The organism is Streptomyces sp. NPDC043854, assembly GCF_056436005.1.
This window is the reverse complement of the sequence record NZ_JBWKDK010000011.1, coordinates 119,361-134,341: the sequence shown is the minus strand read 5'-3', so window position 1 is coordinate 134,341 and position 14,981 is coordinate 119,361. Positions and strand designations below refer to the sequence as shown.

Here is a 14,981-nt window from a genome sequence, read left to right as displayed (position 1 = left end):
CCTCGTCATGAGCGCACAAGGGATCTTCCGGACTATGTACAAGCTGTTCTTCAACCTGGTCTTCAAGCGGATGGACCCCGAGGAGGCCCACTACCTGGCCTTCCGCTGGATCCGCCGGGCGGCCCGCACCCCGGTCCTGCGCACCTTCGCCGCGGCCGCCCTGGCCCCCCGGTACAAGGAGCTGCGCACCGAGGCCCTCGGCCTGCGCATGCACGGCCCCTTCGGCCTCGCCGCGGGCTTCGACAAGAACGCCGTGGCCATCGACGGCATGTCGATGCTCGGCTTCGACCACGTCGAGATCGGCACGGTCACCGCCGAGGCCCAGCCTGGCAACCCCAGGAAGCGGCTGTTCCGGCTCGTGCCGGACCGCGCGCTGATCAACCGGATGGGCTTCAACAACGAGGGCTCGGCGGCCGTGGCCGCCCGCCTGGCGGCCCGCCGGCCGGTCTTCCGGACCGTCGTGGGCGTCAACATCGGCAAGACCAAGGTCGTGCCGGAGGAGGAGGCCGTGGCGGACTACGTCACCTCCACCGAGCGCCTAGCCCGGCACGCCGACTACCTCGTCGTCAACGTCTCCTCGCCGAACACCCCGGGCCTGCGCAACCTCCAGGCCACCGAGTCCCTGCGCCCCCTCCTGACGGCCGTCCGCGAGGCCGCGGACCGCACCGTCACCGACCGCCGCGTCCCGCTCCTGGTGAAGATCGCGCCGGACCTCGCCGACGAGGACGTGGACGCGGTCGCCGACCTGGCCCTGGAGCTGGGCCTGGACGGCATCATCGCCACCAACACCACCATCGCCCGCGAGGGCCTGGGCCTGAAGTCCGACCCCGCCCTGGTCAAGGAGACCGGCGGCCTGTCCGGCGCCCCCGTCAAGCAGCGCTCCCTGGAGGTCCTGCGCCGCCTGTACGCCCGTGTGGGGGACCGGCTCGTCCTCGTGGGCGTCGGGGGCGTCGAGAACGCCGAGGACGCCTGGCAGCGGATCCTGGCGGGCGCCACGCTCATCCAGGGGTACAGCGCGTTCATCTACGAGGGCCCGTTCTACGCCCGCGCCATCCACAAGGGCCTGGCCGCCCGCCTGGCCGCCAGCCCGTACGCCACCCTCGCCGAGGCCGTCGGCGCCGAGACCCGGAAGGCCGCCCAGTGACCCACTCCTTCGGTACCCGCCTGCGCTCCGCCATGGACGAGCGCGGCCCGCTCTGCGTCGGCATCGACCCGCACGCCTCCCTGCTGTCCTCCTGGGGGCTGGGCGACGACGTCGCCGGCCTGGAGCGGTTCTCCCGCACCGTCGTCGAGGCGCTCGCCGACACGGTGGCCGTGTTCAAGCCGCAGGCGGCCTTCTTCGAGCGCTTCGGCTCGCGCGGCGTCGCGGTGCTGGAGCGGACCGTCGCCGACGCCCGGGCGGCCGGCACCCTCGTGGTCATGGACGCCAAGCGCGGCGACATCGGCTCCACCATGGCCGCGTACGCCGAGACCTTCCTGCACAAGGACGCGCCGCTGTTCTCCGACGCGCTGACCGTCTCCCCGTACCTGGGCTACGGCTCGCTGGCCCCCGCCGTGGAGCTGGCCCGCGAGTCCGGCGCCGGCCTGTTCGTCCTGGCCCTGACCTCGAACCCGGAGGGCGCCGAGGTCCAGCGGGCGGTCCGCGAGGACGGCCGGACCATCGGCGCGACGATGCTGGCCCACCTGGCCGAGGAGAACGCGGGCGCCGCCCCCATGGGGTCCTTCGGCGCGGTCGTCGGCGCGACGCTGGGCGACCTGTCCTCCTTCGACCTGGACATCAACGGCCCGCTGCTCGCCCCCGGCATCGGCGCGCAGGGCGCCGCGGCGGCGGACCTGCCGCGGGTCTTCGGGGCGGCCGTGCGCAACGTCGTGCCGAACGTGTCGCGCGGGGTGCTGCGGCACGGTCCGGACGCCGGCGCGCTGCGCGAGTCGGCGTTCCGCTTCGCGGACGAGATCCGGGAGGCCGTCTCCGCCTGACCGGGCCGACCGGGGGTGCGCGTCGTACGGTCTGACGAAAATCGAACGTCTTTCACCGGACAAAACCGGGGTGGTTTGTCCGTGATGTACGGTTCAGTGGAGGCTGACCAGGACTTTTCGTTCGTTCTCGCTGACTGGAGCGGCCGCGGCCGCTAGTCTCCGATCAGAGTGAACGAGCAGCGAACGAGTTCCACCGCTGTTCGGGCACTCGCCTGGTGTGGCGCCCTCGGGTTCCCCACCGGTCCGTATATCCGACAGTTCGACATCCGAGGTGACGTAGGCGTGGCTCTTCCGCCCCTTACCCCTGAACAGCGCGCAGCCGCGCTCGAAAAGGCCGCCGCGGCTCGCCGGGAGCGGGCCGAGGTGAAGAATCGACTCAAGCACTCCGGCGCCTCGCTCCAAGAGGTCATCAAGACGGGCCAGGAGAACGACGTCATCGGCAAGATGAAGGTCTCCGCCCTGCTGGAGTCCCTGCCTGGTGTGGGCAAGGTCCGCGCCAAGCAGATCATGGAGCGCCTCGGCATCTCCGAGTCCCGGCGTGTCCGAGGTCTCGGCTCCAACCAGATCGCCTCCCTGGAGCGTGAGTTCGGCACCCCTGCCGGCTGACGTGTTGCCCGGAGTTCCTCCGGCGTTCTCAGGCAGTCCCGGGAACCTGGATAATCGCTCTATGGCAGCAGAGGTTCGTCCGCGGCTGACCGTGCTCTCCGGCCCTTCGGGGGTCGGCAAGAGCACGGTCGTCGCGCATATGCGCAAGGTCCACCCCGAGGTATGGCTCTCGGTGTCGGCCACCACCCGCAAACCGCGGCCCGGTGAGCGACACGGAGTCCACTACTTCTTCGTCAACGACGACGAGTTCGACAAGCTGATCGCCAACGGCGAGCTGCTGGAGTGGGCCGAATTCGCGGGCAACCGCTACGGCACCCCGCGCGGTGCGGTGACCGACCGCCTGGAGAACGGCGAGCCCGTCCTCCTGGAGATCGACCTCCAGGGCGCCCGCCTGGTGCGCGAGTCCATGCCCGAGGCCCAGCTGGTCTTCCTGGCCCCGCCGAGCTGGGAGGAACTGGTCCGCCGGCTCACCGGCCGCGGCACCGAGTCCGCCGAGGTCATCGAGCGCCGGCTGGAGACCGCCAAGGTCGAACTGGCTGCCGAGTCCGAGTTCGACACCACCCTGGTCAACACCTCCGTCGAGGACGTGGCGCGTGAGCTGCTAGCCTTGATGGACGTTGTGTGACCGTCGGCCGATGCTCCATCCGCTCCGGATGACCCGCGCGGCCGGCGTCTGAACTTTCACCCGATCTTCGGAAGGTAGAGCGTGTCCTCTTCCATCACTGCGCCCGAGGGCATCATCAACCCGCCGATCGACGAGCTGCTCGAGGCCACGGACTCGAAGTACAGCCTCGTGATCTACGCGGCCAAGCGCGCGCGTCAGATCAACGCGTACTACTCGCAGCTCGGTGAGGGCCTGCTCGAGTACGTCGGCCCGCTCGTGGACACCCACGTCCACGAGAAGCCGCTTTCGATCGCGCTGCGCGAGATCAACGCGGGTCTGCTGACCTCCGAGGCCATCGAGGCCCCGGTCCAGTAAGGCACCGAGAGATTCCCTGCACCACAGGCCCGGCAGCACACCTGCCGGGCCTGTGGTGTGTCATTGGTACGTAGCAACGGTCAGCCGAAGGGGCGTGTGTGGTGGGTAAGCCGAAGGTCGTGCTCGGGGTGAGCGGCGGGATCGCCGCCTACAAGGCGTGCGAGCTGCTGCGCCGGCTGACCGAGTCCGGCCACGACGTACGAGTGGTCCCCACGGCGGCGGCCCTGAACTTCGTCGGCGAGGCCACCTGGGCCGCCCTCTCCGGGAACCCGGCCGGCGCGGAGGTCTGGGAGGGCGTCCACGAGGTGCCGCACGTGCGCATCGGCCAGTCCGCCGACCTCGTCGTCGTCGCCCCCGCCACCGCCGACATGCTGGCCAAGGCCGCCCACGGACTGGCCGACGACCTGCTCACGAACACCCTGCTCACGGCCCGCTGCCCGGTGGTCTTCGCCCCCGCCATGCACACCGAGATGTGGGAGCACCCCGCCACCCGGGAGAACGTGGCCACGCTGCGCCGCCGCGGCGCCGTCGTGATCGAGCCCGCGGTCGGCCGGCTCACCGGCAAGGACACCGGCAAGGGCCGGCTGCCCGAGCCCGAGGAGATCTACGAGGTCTGCGTCCGAGTCCTGGCCCGCGGCGCGTCCGAGCCCGACCTGGCCGGACGCCACGTGGTGATCAGCGCCGGCGGCACCCGCGAGCCCCTCGACCCGGTCCGCTTCCTCGGCAACCGCTCCTCCGGCAAGCAGGGCTACGCGCTGGCCCGCACCGCCGTCGCGCGCGGCGCCCGGGTGACCCTCGTCGCCGCCAACACCGCGCTCGCCGACCCGGCCGGGGTGGACGTCGTGCGCGTCGGTACGGCCGTACAGCTGCGGGAGGCGGTCCTCAAGGCGGCCGCCGGCGCCGACGCCGTGGTGATGGCCGCGGCCGTGGCCGATTTCCGGCCGGCCGAATATGCCACCGGCAAGATCAAGAAGCAGGACGGGCAGGACCCCGCCCCCGTCGCCCTCGTCCGCAACCCCGACGTCCTGGCCGAAATCTCGGCCGACCGGGCCCGAGAAGGGCAGGTCATCGTCGGATTCGCGGCGGAAACCGACGAAGTTCTGGCCAACGGGCGCGCCAAACTTCTCCGCAAGAAGTGTGATCTTCTCGTCGTGAACGAGGTCGGCGAGAGCAAGACCTTCGGTTCGGAGGAGAACGAGGCGGTGATCCTTTCCTCCGATGGGCAGGAGGTTGCCGTGCCCTATGGTCCCAAGGAGGCCCTGGCGGACGCAGTTTGGGATCAGGTCGCCTCCCGACTCGGCTGACGGATGGCCCTTCTCCCAGCCGATTCCATGAGCCAGAATGGAGTGCCGCAGGTCACACGCCTCCCAGAAGGCGAGACGGGTGGTCCGGCGAACGGTGGCGACCGATAAACTGCATTCGGAACGTGACCGGGCGCAGCCCCCGGTAAGGTTTCGCCAAATGATCAGCCAGCAGCCGCTGCAACCCCAGGGAGCGATGTGTCCCGCCGCCTGTTCACCTCGGAGTCCGTCACCGAGGGCCACCCCGACAAGATCGCCGACCAGATCAGCGACACGATCCTCGACGCGCTCCTCACCGAGGACCCGACCTCGCGTGTGGCCGTGGAGACGCTCATCACGACCGGTCTCGTGCACATCGCCGGCGAGGTGACGACGAAGGCGTACGCGCCGATCGCGCAGCTCGTCCGCGACAAGATCCTCGAGATCGGCTACGACTCCTCCAAGAAGGGCTTCGACGGCGCCTCCTGCGGCGTGTCGGTGTCCATCGGCGCGCAGTCCCCGGACATCGCGCAGGGCGTCGACACCGCGTACGAGCAGCGCGTCGAGGGCGACGAGGACGAGCTCGACCAGCAGGGCGCCGGCGACCAGGGCCTGATGTTCGGCTACGCGTGCGACGAGACGCCCGAGCTGATGCCGCTCCCGATCCACCTCGCGCACCGGCTCTCCCGCCGCCTGTCCGAGGTCCGCAAGAACGGGACCATCCCGTACCTGCGCCCCGACGGCAAGACCCAGGTCACCATCGAGTACGACGGTGACAAGGCCGTCCGCCTCGACACGGTCGTGGTGTCCTCGCAGCACGCCTCCGACATCGACCTGGACTCGCTGCTCGCCCCCGACATCCGCGAGTTCGTCGTCGAGCACGTGCTCAAGGAGCTCGTCGAGGACGGCATCAAGCTGGACACCGACGGCTACCGGCTGCTGGTCAACCCGACCGGCCGCTTCGAGATCGGCGGCCCGATGGGCGACGCCGGCCTCACCGGCCGCAAGATCATCATCGACACGTACGGCGGCATGGCCCGCCACGGCGGCGGCGCCTTCTCCGGCAAGGACCCGTCGAAGGTCGACCGCTCCGCCGCCTACGCGATGCGCTGGGTCGCCAAGAACGTGGTCGCCGCCGGCCTCGCCTCGCGCTGCGAGGTCCAGGTCGCGTACGCCATCGGCAAGGCCGAGCCCGTCGGCCTCTTCGTCGAGACCTTCGGCACCGCCAAGATCGACGTTGCGAAGATCGAGGACGCCATCGGCGAGGTCTTCGACCTCCGCCCGGCCGCGATCATCCGCGACCTCGACCTGCTGCGCCCGATCTACGCCCAGACCGCCGCCTACGGCCACTTCGGCCGCGAGCTGCCGGACTTCACCTGGGAGCGCACCGACCGCGTCGACGCCCTGCGCGCCGCCGCCGGTCTGTAGGACCCCCGCGCACGCGAGTGCGCTGCGCACGGCCCCGGCCGCCCCTGTGGCCCGGGGCCGTACGCGTTCCCGGAAGTTCCGGGGCGGAGACATGCGGGCGACCTGCGGCGCTGCCGCGGGCAGGCCGGCGCAGGCCTCCCGGTGCGAAGGCGACGGATACATCCGGAGCGGGTGACCTGCCCCCGCCGTGAAGGAAACCCACCGCCGCCGGCCGGGACCTCGGGAGGCCGTCCGGACCCCGCCCACTGTCGGTGGGGTTTGGTAAGAATGCGGGTGTGAGCAGCGCGAACGATTCCGGCCAGGGGGGCGGGGGCAAGGGTCCCGGCGGCCCGCCGGAGCAGCTCGCGCTCATCCGGGAGATGGTCGCCGAGGCGAAGGCCAAGGCGCCCAAGGCCAAGCCGCGCACCTGGCGGGGCGCGGCCCTCGCCCACGACCTGCCGATCGCCCGGGTCCTCGTCAACAAGGGCGTGCTCCACCTCGACCAGCTCTGGGACTACGCCGTCCCCGAGGAGCTCTCCGAGGCCGCGCAGCCCGGTGTCCGCGTCCGCGTCCGCTTCGGCGCCGGCTCCCACCACGTCCACGGCGGGCGCCGTGAAGGCGGCCGGCTGATCGACGGGTTCATCGTCGAGCGGCGCGCCGAATCCGACTACAGCGGGGCGCTGGCCGCCCTGGCCCATGTCGTCTCGCCCGAGATCGTGCTCACCCCGGGCATGCTCGCCCTCGCCCGCGCCGTCGCCGACCGGTACGCCGGCAGCCTCGCCGACGTCCTCCAGCTCGCCCTGCCCCCGCGCAACGCCCGCGCCGAGGCCAAGCCCTCCCCGGAGCCGCTGCCGCCGCCCCCCGCTCCCGAACCCGGCGGCTGGGCCCGCTACGGCGCCGGCCCCGCCTTCCTGCGGTCCCTCGCCACCGGCGGCATCCCGCGCGCCGTCTGGACCGCCCTGCCCGGCCCCGGCTGGGCCGACGAGCTCGCCCGGGCCATGGCGGCAACCCTGGCCTCCGGCCGCGGCGCGCTCGCCGTGCTGCCCGACGGCCGCACCGCCGCCCGGGTCGACGCCGCGCTCACCGCCCTGCTCGGCGAGGGGCGGCACGCGCTGCTGACCGCCGAGTCCGGCCCCGAGAAGCGGTACCGGGAGTGGCTCGCCGTCCACCGCGGCTCCGTACGCGCCGTCGTCGGCACCCGCGCCGCGATGTTCGCCCCCGTCCGCGACCTCGGACTCGTCGCCGTCTGGGACGACGGCGACTCCAGCCACAGCGACGTCCGCGCCCCCTTCCCGCACGTCCGCGAGGTGCTGGAGCTGCGCGCCGTCAGCGAGGGCTGCGGGTTCCTCGCCGGCAGCACCAGCTGCACCGTCGAAGCCGCCCAGCTCGTCGAATCGGGCTGGGCCCGGCCCCTGACCGCCGACCGCGACACCGTCCGGGCCTGCGCCCCCCGCATCCGCACCGTCGGCGACGAACTCCTCGCCCGGGACGAGGCCGCCCGCGCGGCCCGCCTGCCCTCCCTGGCCTGGGAGACCGTACGGGACGGGCTGAAGAGCGGCCCGGTCCTCGTCCAGGTGCCGCGGCGCGGCTACGTGCCCCGGCTGGCCTGCGAACGCTGCCGCACCCCGGCCCGCTGCCGGGCCTGCGCGGGCCCGCTGGAGGCCCCGGACGCGCGGGACCTCACCTGCGGGTGGTGCGGGCGGCCCGAGCCGTCCTGGCACTGCGGGGAATGCGGCTCGTTCCGGCTGCGCGCCCAGGTCGTGGGCGCCCGGCGGACCGCCGAGGAGCTGGGGCGGGCCTTCCCGGCCGTACCCGTACGGACCTCCGGGCGCGACCACGTCCTCGACGAAGTGCCCGACCGGCCCGCGCTGGTCGTGTCCACCCCGGGCGCCGAACCGGTCGCGGCCGGCGCCGGGTACGCGGCCGCGCTGCTCCTGGACGGCTGGGCCATGCTGACCCGGCCCGACCTGCGGTCCGGCGAGGAGGCCCTGCGGCGGTGGATCGCGGCCGCCTCGCTGGTGCGCGGCGAGGGGCAGGTCGTGGTGGTCGCCGAGCCGACGCTGCGGCCGGTCCAGGCGCTGGTGCGCTGGGACCCGGTGGGCCACGCGGTGCGGGAGCTCGCGGAGCGGGCCCAGCTGGGCTTCCCGCCGGTGTCCCGGATGGCCGCCGTCGTCGGGCGGGGCGAGGCGGTGGAGTCCTTCCTGGCGGGCGCCGCCCTGCCGCCGGACGCGGAGGTGCTGGGCCCGGTCCCGCTCCCGGGGCGGCGCGGGGAGCCGTCCCCGGGGGAGCGGGCGCTGGTCCGGGTGCCCCCGGGGAGCGGCGCGGCCCTGGCGGCCGCACTCAAGACCGCCCAGGCGGCCCGTATGGCGCGGGGGGTCCCGGCGGCGGAGGCGGTCCGGGTCCGGATCGACCCGCCGGACATCGGCTGACGCCCGAGGGCCACGGGCCCTCGGCCGGGCGGCCGCAGCCGGGGCGGCGGGGAGCCGTTCCCGGGGGAGCGGGCGCCGGCGGCCGCGCTCAAGGCGGCCCGGGCGGCTCGTCTGTCCGGTGCGGGGCGTGCCGGCGGCCGCTCGGCGGGGAGGGCCGGGCGCCTGCGCCCGAGCGGCGAATGCCCCGGCCTGACGGGCGAACGCCCCCGGGCGGCCCGGGGGCGTCGGGGGCGTTGTGGTCGCGGCGTCGGGGCACCGGCCTGCGGGGTCGGCGTCCCGCGGCGGGCGCAGGGTCAGCCGCTGCGGGGGCCGGGCAGGGCCGCCGGGCGGGATCCGGCCCCGGCCTGGGACTCCTCGCGCACCGGCTGGGGCGGCATCGAGCGGGCCGCCGGGACCGTGGGGAGCGGCCCGAGGGTCCGCGTCGCGGTGCCCTCGGTCAGCGGCTCGGCCGCCTCGGCGGCCTGCGCCCGCCGGGCCCCGTACCGCCGGTGCACGGCCTGCTTGGTGACGCCGAGCGCCGAGCCGACCGCGTCCCACGAGAAGCCGAGCGAGCGGTCGAAGTCCACCGCCGCGGTGACCAGCGTCTCGACGCTGTCCCGCAGTTCCTGGGCGAGCCGGACGGTGGGGGCGGGCGCGCGTCCGTAGACGACGAAACCCGTGGAGGGACCGGAGCGCCGGGGACGGTAGACGTTGCCCAGCTGAGCGGTGAGCGTGCGCAGCGCATCCACCTGCCGGCGGACCCGCTCGATGTCCCGCACCAACAGGTGAAGACTGGCCCGCGCTTGGGCGTCGTGGGTGGCGTGGTCGGCCATGAAGAAGCCTCTCGAACCGATGCTGAAGAGCGGACAGGGCCGCAGACACCGATCTTGCGCGGCCCGTTTCGGTCAATCTCACTTGACCAACGCGCCACCCGTCGAGGAAGTCACGCTCCGGGGGCGTGTCGGCATATGCGAGACGCCCGTGGGCGTACGTACGCCCCCTGAGCGGCCGGATCGGCCTCATCGCGGCCCTCGCGGGTTCCCTCCGGGGCGGCCCCATAGACTGGTGCGCTGCTGACAGCCGAGATCGCGAGCGAGAATAGCGAGGTAGACCCCCAGTGAAGCTCGTCTTCGCAGGCACCCCCGAGGTCGCCGTGCCCGCCCTGGACGCCCTGATCGCCTCCGGGCGCCACGAGGTCGCGGCCGTCGTCACCCGGCCCGACGCCCCGGCCGGCCGCGGCCGCCGGCTCGTCGCCAGCCCGGTGGCCCAGCGCGCCGAGGAGGCCGGGATCGAGGTCCTCAAGCCGGAGCGGCCGCGCGACCCGGAGTTCCAGGCCCGGCTGCGCGAGATCGCCCCGGACTGCTGCCCGGTCGTCGCCTACGGCGCGATCATCCCCGGGAGCGCCCTCGACATCCCCCGCCACGGCTGGGTCAACCTGCACTTCTCGCTGCTCCCCGCCTGGCGCGGGGCCGCGCCCGTCCAGCACTCCATCATGGCGGGGGACCAGGTCACCGGGGCCTCCACGTTCCGGATCGAGGAAGGCCTCGACACCGGGCCGGTCTACGGGATCCTGACCGAGGAGATCCGGCCCACCGACACCAGCGGCGACCTGCTGACCCGCCTGGCCTTCGCCGGGGCGGGCCTGCTCGCCGCCACCATGGACGGCATCGAGGACGGCACCCTGCGGGCCGTGGAGCAGCCCGCCGACGGGGTCTCCATCGCACCCAAGATCACCGTCGAGGACGCCCGCATCGACTGGACGGCCCCCGCGATGCGCGCCGACCGCGTGGTCCGCGGCTGCACGCCCGCTCCCGGCGCGTGGACGGTGTTCCGCGGCGAGCGGCTCAAGATCATTTCGCTCGGCCTGGTGCCGGACCGCACGGACCTGGCGCCCGGCGCGCTGGCCCCGGCGAAGAACAATGTCTACGTCGGCACCGGCTCGCATGCCGTGGAGCTGCTCTGGGTGCAGCCCCAGGGCAAGAAGCCGATGCGGGGCGCCGACTGGGCACGCGGAGTCCGTATCGCCCCCGGCGAGCACCTCACGACGGCGTAACCTGAAGCGGACTCCCTTTTCATCCTGTATATCCATTTCCGGAGCACCTTTCACGTGAGCGAACAGCCCCGCCGTCGTCCCGCCGCCCCCGGCGGCAAGCAGCCCAAGCCGTACCGCCGGCCCAAGAAGGACCCGGTCCGGATGCTGGCCTTCGAGGCGCTGCGGGCGGTGGACGAACGCGACGCGTACGCCAACCTCGTCCTGCCGCCCCTGCTGCGCAAGGCCCGCCAGAACGAGAACTTCGAGGCCCGGGACGCCGCGCTGGCCACCGAGCTCGTGTACGGGACGCTGCGCCGCCAGGGCACGTACGACGCGATCATCAGCGCCTGCATCGACCGCCCGCTGCGCGAGGTCGACCCGCCGGTGCTCGACGTCCTCTCGCTCGGCGCGCACCAGCTGCTGGGCACCCGCATCCCGTCCCACGCGGCGGTCTCGGCGAGCGTCGAACTGGCCCGCGTGGTGCTGGGCGACGGCCGCGCCAAGTTCGTGAACGCCGTCCTGCGCAAGATCGCCGCGCACGACCTCGACGCCTGGCTGGAGCGGGTGGCCCCGCCGTACGAGGACGACGCCGAGGAACACCTCGCGGTGTACCACTCGCACCCCCGCTGGGTGGTCAGCGCCCTGTGGGACGCCCTCGGCGGCGGGCGCGCCGGGATCGAGGACCTGCTCGAAGCCGACAACGAGCGCCCCGAGGTCACGCTGGTGGCCCGGCCGGGCCGCTCCACCCCCGAGGAGCTGACCTCCGCGATCGGCGAGGGCGCGGCACTTCCCGGCCGCTGGTCGCCGTACGCCGTCCGGATGGCCGAGGGCGGCGAACCCGGCGCCCTGGAGGCGGTGCGCGAGGGGCGCGCCGGCGTCCAGGACGAGGGCAGCCAGCTCGTGGCGATGGCCCTGGCGGCCGTCCCCGTCGAGGGCCGCGACGAACGCTGGCTCGACGGCTGCGCCGGGCCGGGCGGCAAGGCCGCGCTGCTCGCCGCGCTCGCGGCGCAGCGCGGGGCGTTCCTGCTCGCCTCCGAGAAGCAGCCGCACCGGGCGGGCCTCGTCGAACGGGCACTGTCCGGCAACCCGGGCCCGTACCAGGTCATCGCCGCCGACGGCACCCGCCCGGCCTGGCTGCCGGGCTCCTTCGACCGGGTCCTGATGGACGTCCCCTGCTCCGGCCTCGGCGCCCTGCGCCGCCGCCCGGAGGCACGCTGGCGGCGTCGGCCGCAGGACGTGGAGGGCTTCGCCCCGCTCCAGCGGGCACTCCTGCGGGAGGCGCTGGCCGCGGTGCGGGTGGGCGGGGTCGTCGGCTACGCCACCTGCTCGCCGCACCTCGCGGAGACGCGGGTGGTCGTGGACGACGTGCTGAAGGGCCGCGGCGCGGCCGCCCGCCCCGTCTCGGCCGAACTGATCGACGCCCGCCCGTACCTCCCGGGCGTCCCCGCCCTCGGCGACGGCCCGGACATCCAACTCTGGCCGCACCTGCACGGCACGGACGCGATGTACCTGGCGCTGCTGCGGCGGACGGCGTAAGGGGCGCCGGGCCGCGCTGCCTGCGCATCGGGCGGGGCCGTGCGCCGGCCGCGCCGCGGCCGCGGCCGCGCCGGCACGGCTTGCGGGCGCGGGTCCGGGGTGGCACCGCGGGGCGGGGCCACGGCGAGCGGGCTGCGCGGGGCGGGGCTACGTGCAGCGGGGTCGGGCTGCGGGGCGGGGGCTGCGGTGGGGGCGCGCAGACGGTGCCGGGAGGCGGCACGGAAGCCGCGGCGAACCGGTACCCGCAGGCGGGGGCAGGCGGCTGAGCGGTGGCTGCGGTGGCCGGAGTGCCCGCACCGGGGGGCGGCGGCTGGCCGAGGGCTGCGGCGACCGGGGTGCCTGCACCCGGGGGTCGGTGGGCTGCCGGGAAGCCCCCGGATACTCCTCCGACCCTGGTGGGCTCCGATCCCGCCCATCGGCTTCCGTCCGGCCTGTCCTTCCCTTCTTCCCTCACGCTCCCTTTCTCCGCCCCCTCACCGGCGACAAGAGCAGGGGTAGCCAGGCCAGGGCCAGGAGGGTGGTGCCGGTCCAGAGGGCGGTGTGCAGGGTGGTGAGCTCGGTGATGAGTCCCGAGGCGGCGGAGCCGAGGGCCAGGGCGCCCGTGAGCATGAAGCGGAAGGTGGCGTTCATGCGGCCCAGGAGGGGGTCCGGGGTGAGCTGCTGGCGGAGGCTGACGGCGAGGACGTTGTTCGAGCCGATCGTCACCATGGCCAGCAGCCACCCGGTCCCCGCCACGCCGAGCCACGGACCGCGGTCGGCCAGGGGGACCAGCAGGGCGGCCGGGGTGAGGCTCAGCAGCAGGGCGCGGCCGTAGCCCACGCGGGCGGCGACGGGGCGGGCCAGACGCGCCCCCAGCAGCAGCCCGAGGCCGCCGGTCGCCCAGAACAGGCCCAGGGCCGTGGGCGAGAGCCCGAGCTCACTCACGAAGAGCACCGGCAGCATGGTGTTGACGGCGGCACCGCCCAGGTTGGAGAGGGTGGCGCTCAGGGCGAGCGCACGGAGTTCCGAGTGGCCCAGGACGTGGCCGAGCCCTTCGCGGATCTGGGCCAGGAGGGGGGTGCGCGGGGCCGGGGCGGGGGAGGGGAGCGTGCCGAGGCGGGTCAGCCGGCAGGCCGAGGCCAGGTACGCGGCCGCGGAGCAGGCCAGGGCGACGGGGGCGGTGAGGACGGCGACGAGGACGCCGCCGGCCCCGCGGCCGGCGATGTTGGCGACGGCCATGAGGGTGACCAGGGCGGCGTTGGCCCGGACCAGGCCGTCGCGGCGGATCAGCCGGGGCAGCAGGCTCTGCGAGCCGACGTCGGCGAAGACCGTGGCGCAGCCGTGGGCGAGGGTGACGGCGTAGAGGTGGGTGAGGGTCAGCGCGTCGAGCCACCAGGCGACGGGGAGCGAGGCGAGGAGCCCGGCCCGCGTGAGGTCCGCGGCGACGAGGACGCGGCGGGTGCGGAGCCGGTCGACCCAGGCGCCGGCGGGGAGGCCGATGAGGAGGAACGCCGCGGTGGACAGCGCGGCGAGGGTGCCGACCTGGCCGGGGGTGGCGTCGAGCGCGGCGAGCGCGAGGAGGGGGACGGCGATGTGGTGGGTGTTGGTGGCGAATTGCCCGAGGGCGGCGGAGCCGAAGAAACGGCGGAAGCTCCGGCTCGCCCATGGCGAGGCGGCAGTCGCAGCCGACCCCGCAGTCACAGTCGGGTCCGCAGTCGCCGTCGAGTCCGCCGCCGAGGGCCCGGCTACAGCCGAGGCCGGGTCCGGGGCCGCAGCTGTGGCCGGGTCCGCAGTCGCAGCCTCAGCCGAGGTCGGGTCCGGGGCCGCGGAGGGCTTCGGCGGCTTAGTCCCGGCTAAAAACTTCGCCTCGACCGGCCGCCTGGGCTCAGGGCACGGATCCGTCGGGAGTGGGGGTGTCATGTACCGAACCGTGGTGGATGTCCATCCCGAAGGACAAGTTAATTGATCTCCGCATGCCGTTAAGCAGCGCTACGCCGACGTCGAGATGCGGGGTCGTGGCCGGAACCGCGCGGGGGCATGGCAGGCTTGGGGCATGGCCGCTCAGATTTCTCCCAGCATCCTGTCCGCCGACTTCGCCCGCCTCTCCGATGAGGTGAAGGCCGTCGAGGGGGCCGACTGGCTGCATGTCGACGTCATGGACAACCATTTCGTCCCGAACCTCACCCTCGGTCTGCCCGTCGTGGAGTCCCTGAGCCGGGCCACCGACACGCCGCTCGACGTGCATCTGATGATCGAGAGCCCGGACCGCTGGGCCCCGCAGTACGCCGAGGCCGGCGCCGGCTCCATCACCTTCCACGCCGAGGCCGCCGCCGCGCCCGTGCGCCTCGCGCGCGAGATCCGGGCGCAGGGCGCCCGTGCGGCCATGGCGCTCAAGCCGGCCACGCCGATCGAGCAGTACGAGGACATCCTCCCGGAGCTCGACATGGTGCTGATCATGACGGTCGAGCCGGGTTTCGGCGGCCAGGCGTTCCTGGACATCATGCTCCCCAAGATCCGCCGGACCCGGGAGCTGATCGCCAAGCACGGCCTGGACATGTGGCTCCAGGTCGACGGCGGGGTCTCGGCCACCACGATCGAGCTGTGTGCGGAGGCGGGCGCCGACGTGTTCGTGGCCGGCAGTGCGGTCTACGGCGCGGTCGACCCGGCCGCCGCCGTCCGCACGCTGCGCGAGCAGGCGGACGTCGCGATCGCCGCGGCGCCCTGGGTGTGCGACCACTGACGCTGCCCACCGAAGCGGCCGAGGCGCTGAGGCACTG

The 14,981-nt window shown here is 74.0% G+C and carries 13 protein-coding genes; 11 read left to right on the top strand and 2 right to left on the bottom strand.

Going from position 1 to position 14,981, the window contains the following annotated elements; translation table 11 throughout:
* Positions 1–34: 34 nt before the first annotated feature.
* The 8 genes from AC068A_RS13395 to AC068A_RS13360 all read left to right on the top strand — a co-directional run bounded on the left by AC068A_RS13395 (position 35) and on the right by AC068A_RS13360 (position 8,678).
* Positions 35–1,144, top strand: a complete 1,110-nt coding sequence (locus AC068A_RS13395; protein ID WP_478584495.1) for a quinone-dependent dihydroorotate dehydrogenase — start codon at positions 35–37, stop codon at positions 1,142–1,144.
* Positions 1,141–1,977 carry an orotidine-5'-phosphate decarboxylase gene (pyrF, locus tag AC068A_RS13390; protein WP_478584426.1) on the top strand — a complete coding sequence of 279 codons (837 nt, stop codon included), beginning with the start codon at positions 1,141–1,143 and terminating at the stop codon, positions 1,975–1,977. Before AC068A_RS13395 ends, pyrF begins: the two co-directional genes overlap by 4 nt.
* Positions 1,978–2,259: 282 nt before the next feature.
* Positions 2,260–2,583, top strand: coding sequence for an integration host factor (locus AC068A_RS13385; protein WP_008740406.1), 324 nt, complete (start codon positions 2,260–2,262; stop codon positions 2,581–2,583).
* 61 nt (positions 2,584–2,644) lie between these two features.
* Positions 2,645–3,208, top strand: coding sequence for a guanylate kinase (gmk, locus tag AC068A_RS13380; protein ID WP_478584424.1), 564 nt, complete (start codon positions 2,645–2,647; stop codon positions 3,206–3,208).
* 81 nt (positions 3,209–3,289) lie between these two features.
* On the top strand, positions 3,290–3,562 hold the full coding sequence (gene rpoZ / locus AC068A_RS13375; RefSeq protein ID WP_114056739.1) for a DNA-directed RNA polymerase subunit omega: 273 nt from the start codon (positions 3,290–3,292) through the stop codon (positions 3,560–3,562).
* Positions 3,563–3,663: 101 nt separating this feature from the next.
* The gene (gene coaBC, locus AC068A_RS13370) at positions 3,664–4,866 is read left to right on the top strand and encodes a bifunctional phosphopantothenoylcysteine decarboxylase/phosphopantothenate--cysteine ligase CoaBC (protein ID WP_478584422.1); all 1,203 of its coding nucleotides are present in this window, start codon (positions 3,664–3,666) and stop codon (positions 4,864–4,866) included.
* 195 nt (positions 4,867–5,061) lie between these two features.
* Positions 5,062–6,270 (top strand): methionine adenosyltransferase, encoded by a 1,209-nt coding sequence (gene metK / locus AC068A_RS13365; protein WP_478584420.1) that lies wholly within the window; start codon positions 5,062–5,064, stop codon positions 6,268–6,270.
* 275 nt (positions 6,271–6,545) lie between these two features.
* Positions 6,546–8,678: a primosomal protein N' gene (locus AC068A_RS13360; protein WP_478584418.1), complete on the top strand. Its 2,133-nt coding sequence runs from the start codon at positions 6,546–6,548 to the stop codon at positions 8,676–8,678.
* A gap of 293 nt (positions 8,679–8,971) precedes the next feature.
* Here AC068A_RS13360 and AC068A_RS13355 read toward each other — a convergent pair whose 3' ends face one another.
* Positions 8,972–9,490 (bottom strand): hypothetical protein, encoded by a 519-nt coding sequence (locus AC068A_RS13355; RefSeq protein WP_478584416.1) that lies wholly within the window; start codon positions 9,488–9,490, stop codon positions 8,972–8,974.
* Positions 9,491–9,774: 284 nt separating this feature from the next.
* On the opposite strand from AC068A_RS13355, the gene fmt reads away from it, so the two are divergent.
* Entirely contained in the window at positions 9,775–10,710 is a 936-nt protein-coding gene (gene fmt / locus AC068A_RS13350; RefSeq protein ID WP_478584414.1) for a methionyl-tRNA formyltransferase, read from the top strand.
* A 54-nt stretch (positions 10,711–10,764) separates the two neighbouring features.
* Complete coding sequence (locus AC068A_RS13345; RefSeq protein ID WP_478584412.1) at positions 10,765–12,225, top strand: RsmB/NOP family class I SAM-dependent RNA methyltransferase; 1,461 nt, start codon at positions 10,765–10,767, stop codon at positions 12,223–12,225.
* Between the two features lie 450 nt (positions 12,226–12,675).
* Here the strand turns inward: AC068A_RS13345 and AC068A_RS13340 are convergent, their stop codons facing one another.
* A complete protein-coding gene (locus AC068A_RS13340) occupies positions 12,676–13,905 on the bottom strand; it encodes an MFS transporter (protein WP_478584410.1) in 1,230 nt (409 codons plus the stop codon).
* A 352-nt stretch (positions 13,906–14,257) separates the two neighbouring features.
* On the opposite strand from AC068A_RS13340, the gene rpe reads away from it, so the two are divergent.
* Positions 14,258–14,944 carry a ribulose-phosphate 3-epimerase gene (gene rpe, locus AC068A_RS13335; protein WP_478584408.1) on the top strand — a complete coding sequence of 229 codons (687 nt, stop codon included), beginning with the start codon at positions 14,258–14,260 and terminating at the stop codon, positions 14,942–14,944.
* Positions 14,945–14,981: the final 37 nt, after the last annotated feature.